Annotated in this window: 4 protein-coding genes; 1 reads left to right on the forward strand and 3 read right to left on the reverse strand. The window is 48.9% G+C overall.

Annotated features, from left to right (window positions below):
* Window positions 1-116 precede the first annotated feature (116 nt).
* The gene (ychF, locus tag ACKFKH_RS33225; protein WP_446862675.1) at window positions 117-1,208 is read right to left on the reverse strand and encodes a redox-regulated ATPase YchF; all 1,092 of its coding nucleotides are present in this window, start codon (window positions 1,206-1,208) and stop codon (window positions 117-119) included.
* Between the two features lie 565 nt (window positions 1,209-1,773).
* On the opposite strand from ychF, the gene ACKFKH_RS33230 reads away from it, so the two are divergent.
* On the forward strand, window positions 1,774-2,472 hold the full coding sequence (locus ACKFKH_RS33230) for a glutathione binding-like protein (RefSeq protein WP_446862676.1): 699 nt from the start codon (window positions 1,774-1,776) through the stop codon (window positions 2,470-2,472).
* Between the two features lie 142 nt (window positions 2,473-2,614).
* On the opposite strand, the gene ACKFKH_RS33235 is transcribed toward ACKFKH_RS33230, so the two are convergent.
* Both ACKFKH_RS33235 and ACKFKH_RS33240 read right to left on the reverse strand, forming a co-directional pair.
* A complete protein-coding gene (locus tag ACKFKH_RS33235; protein ID WP_446862677.1) occupies window positions 2,615-3,589 on the reverse strand; it encodes a metal-dependent phosphohydrolase in 975 nt (324 codons plus the stop codon).
* Window positions 3,590-4,071: 482 nt separating this feature from the next.
* Window positions 4,072-4,248: a hypothetical protein gene (locus tag ACKFKH_RS33240; RefSeq protein WP_446862678.1), complete on the reverse strand. Its 177-nt coding sequence runs from the start codon at window positions 4,246-4,248 to the stop codon at window positions 4,072-4,074.
* Between the last annotated feature and the right edge of the window lie 202 nt (window positions 4,249-4,450).

The following is a 4,450-nucleotide window of genomic DNA, read 5'->3' on the forward strand; positions in this document are numbered from 1 at the left end:
CCCTGAAAAAGTTGCGCTTCCGGCTTGACATTCAAGATAATCGCTAAATCCCCCAGCATGGGGGATTTAGGGGGCGAAGCAACCAGGCAATCATCGATCTTATTCAATTCAGGATTCTAAACGTTGAATCTAAACAGCATCACATCGCCTTCTTGCACCACATATTCCTTGCCTTCACTGCGAACCAGTCCTTTTTCTTTGGCCGCATTCATCGCGCCCGTGGTCACCAGATCCTTGTAAGCCACCGTTTCTGCCCGAATAAAGCCTCGCTCAAAATCAGTGTGAATAACCCCTGCGGCTTGAGGGGCAGTCATGCCTGCGTGGATTGTCCAGGCGCGAGTTTCTTTGGGCCCCGTAGTGAAGTAGGTTCGCAGACCCAACAGTGCGTAGGTTGCGCGAATCAAAGACTTTAAGCCGCCTTCCTCAACGCCCAACGAAGATAGGAAGTCCGATCGCTCTTCTTCTGACAGTTCTACAAGCTCTGATTCGACTTGAGCCGAGACGATCACCGCTTGAGCATTCTCCTCAGCAGCCAGGGTTTGAACTTGCTTCGTCCAGTCGTTTCCACTGGCAAGCTCATCTTCGGCAACGTTGGCGGCGTAGATAATCGGCTTGCGAGTCAGAAGTCCCAATGGTTTGATCAACAGTTCTTCTTCTGGAGTCAACACAACTTGTCGGGCAGGCTTGCCTTCGTTGAGAACTGGGAGCAGTTTTTCTAGGGCGGCCACTTCGACTTGAGCTTCTTTGCTCGTCCGGGCGAGTTTGCGGGCGCGTTCGACTCGTTTTTCGATCTGACTCAAATCAGCCAGACCCAATTCTAAGTTAATGATTTCAGCATCGCGCACCGGATCGACCGACCCAGACACATGAATGATGTCGTCATCCTCAAAGCAGCGTACCACATGGACGATCGCATCCACTTCTCGAATGTTGGCCAAAAACTGGTTGCCCAGTCCTTCACCTTGACTCGCCCCTTTGACCAGCCCCGCGATATCGACAAACTCGACCCGCGCCGGGATGATGTCTACTGAGCTAGAAAGGGTTGCCAGCACGTTAAGCCGCTCATCAGGGACAGCGACGATGCCCGTGTTGGGTTCGATCGTGCAAAAAGGATAGTTGGCTGCCTGCGCTTTGGCATTGGCCACTAGGGCATTAAATAAAGTCGATTTTCCAACGTTGGGAAGTCCAACAATCCCGGCTCTTAGCATGTCAGTCTCAGGTTATGCCCTGTGTAGGAGAGGCCATAGACCATCCTATCCAATATTCGCCCCTGACGACGGGTAAACTCGCGGTCGATCTCTAAACTGGGCTAGGAATCGGTTCGGGGGCAGGATTTGGAGTCGGGTCGGGCAAGGGAATCGGCGGCTCAGGCGTTGGGTAGACCATATCAAACTTCACTCAAGACTCTGTACGAATCATAGGTGCCCTCCGACTCAAGTCGGGGCTACAAGAACGAAGTGTGCCTTCGCATACTAAAAAAGCGATTTTAACCGTTAGTCCGCGGAGGTGGACTTCGTTCTGATAGCAGCGTTGCCGAAGACACTTGCGAAGCTAACATTAATCGCCAGGTATTCTTGAGCGCAACAAGTGCTGCCCCCAACACTCTAATTTTCTTGGTATTCAAACAGTTGCACTCCAAACAATTTAGCGATACAGTTTAGTCATTCAAGTTTCTCAGACCAATCAAAGCTCTTGGCGCTAGAAGCATTTGCCAGAAGCGCTGCAAAGTTCGAGATTGAGCGTTAGTTCAAAAGACCACTAGGAGACAAATCCATGATTGATCTTTACTATTGGACGACCCCCAACGGCCACAAGATTACGATGTTTTTGGAAGAAGTTGGGCTGCCCTACACGATCGCGCCCATCAATATCGGCAAAGGCGATCAGTTTCAGCCCGAATTTCTCAAAATTTCGCCCAACAATCGAATTCCGGCGATCGTCGATCACGAGCCTGTTGGTGGCGGAGAACCTATTTCTGTTTTTGAGTCGGGTGCCATCTTGCTCTATCTAGCCGAAAAAACTGGAAAGCTGATCGGTGAGGATTTGCGAAGTCGAGTTGAGGTACTGCAATGGCTCTTTTGGCAAATGGGCGGACTAGGGCCAATGGCGGGTCAAAATCACCACTTCAATCAATATGCGCCTGAGAAGATTCCCTACGCGATCGACCGCTACGTCAAAGAAACCGGACGACTCTATGCTGTTCTCAACCAGCGTCTCAGCGATCGTGAATTTGTAGCAGGCAACTACTCGATCGCCGACATGGCCGCTTATCCTTGGGTCGTGCCCTACGATCGCCAGGGTCAAAATTTAGAAGATTTTCCGCACCTAAAGCGCTGGTTTGAGGCGATTAAAGAACGCCCGGCGACGATTCGAGCTTATGAGAAAGCGGAGGCCTTTAAGACTCAAAATCTTAGTGTTGAAGAAACGCGATCGGTCTTATTCAACCAATCGGCAAGTACGGTGCAACGCTAAAAGAGCGTGAATTCGACGAAATTTTGTCTGAAAGTTCCCCAGGATTGGCAGCTTGGGGGACTGAGGCTTGAACACGAAGCGAAAATCTTGCATCGAATTCACGTCCCGTTAAAAAGATAACGCTGCCTACGTATCAAGAGACTCAATGGAAGCAAAGATCCCCTTCAAAAAGTCGGGGACAGGCTTGAGGGAATTTTTTTGCTTTAGACCGAAAAGCTTGGCTTAGATTTCCTTGCTGGGGCTTTTGACTGAAAAATTTGTCTTCTGTCATTGCAGTTAACTCCAAATCAACTTCAGCCGCCACTACATTTAAGTGCAGACCTAGCAGAATAGCTTTACCCGACTTTGTTTGCCGCAAATAGTCCATTGCGGGTTGGATATAAGGAACAACAACACTGTAGTAGAAATCAGGAAAAGCTAACTGCAAATCTTGAGAAGTTTCATAGCCCATCTTGTCCGCAGAACCCACTTCTTGAAGTTCTTTAAACAGAGCAGGGAGTTTTTCTAGGTAGTGGGGATCACTTAGCTGTCCGATTAAATCAGCGGCACGCACCAAACCTGGATAAGTGTCGATGTCAGCGTGCAGTCCGTCCTGGGGTGCCGGAAACCGAGTCATTTCCAGGTTGTTTTTGAGAATTTCTAAGTCAATCAGCGGCTCATGGCTAAAAGCTTCGTCGATAAACTGTTTGCCGCGATCGACATGAAAGGGCGTGAGACTGGCATCGGTAGCTGTCTTGGGCAGCGAGACCAAACAACCGCATCCGTCACTATATAGGGCTTGCTGGGGGCGATCGCTTTGACAAATCCCTCCCACATAGCCAATGTCATGACACAGTAGCGCGACAATTGTGTGAATCCAATCCTGGGATGAGACGTTACCATCTTTTTGCAGTTTGCCCTGTAGGATTCCTTGCCCGGTCAGCGTCACCAAAACCGTATGTTCGAGGTCGTGATAGGCAGCAGTGGTACGAGCGATCGCGCCTAATGTCGTGTGAGCGATCGCTGTAATCAGACGAACTTGTTCGAGGGTTTCGTATCCATAAGCCGATTGATAGCCTTGCTGCAAACGCTGCACGCATTCGTGAATGATGATTGCTGCGTTGAATCGTTTTAACATGGTGAAATCTCCGGAGCAGGGGTGCCAGCGGCAACTATGAATGGGAGTTAGTTGAGTAGTGGTGGAGATGCATGAGAGCGGATTAATAGATTGCAAGGTGAAGTGATGTTGACGATCGCCGCACTTCAGTTTCCCTAAAGCCCTCCAAAAAGAGAACCTTGAATCCGGCTTCCTCCTTCTTTGAGAAAGATGAGGTTAATAGAACGCGAATTCGACGAGGTTATCCAGAATTTGGGGATTTAGGGGACTGTCCAAATTAATAACCGCAGTGAAAGCTTTCATCGAATTTACGTTAATAGAGAGTTGTAGTCCGATGGTGTAGAGCGCCATCCTGACAGAAGTGAGCGGAGTTTAGACACTAGACAGATGGGGCTAAAGTCTGATGTCTAAGGTCTGATGTCTAAGGTCTGATGTCTAAGGCGTTTTCGGACTCCTGACGCTTGTTGCTACCCCTGATTTTGTGAATGCAAAACGGCTCCGTATCAGTCATCAATGCGTTGCACTTTGCCTGATAGTAGGGCTTGTTGCAACAATATAATGGTGTCAACATCATCTGAGTCAAAATAGACACTAGCAAGCCGTTTTAGCTGTTGTTCGGTCTTGGATGAGAGATACCCTGACTGTATGACCCTAGTCGCGATTTGGCGAAATAAAGACATCACAAGAGTTCTGTATGAATAGAAAGGAATGTGCTTTTTCTGACTCTTCTACGGTAGATCTGAAAAATGCAGGACTTGTGCAGAAATGTAACTTAACGTGAATTCGATGAAATTCCTCGCTGTAGCGATCACTCTAGGCAGCCCCCCAAATCCCCCAAGTTTGGGGGACTTTGAGCAAGAAATCCTGTCCGAAAGTCCCCCA

Source organism: Phormidesmis sp. 146-20 (assembly GCF_052939475.1).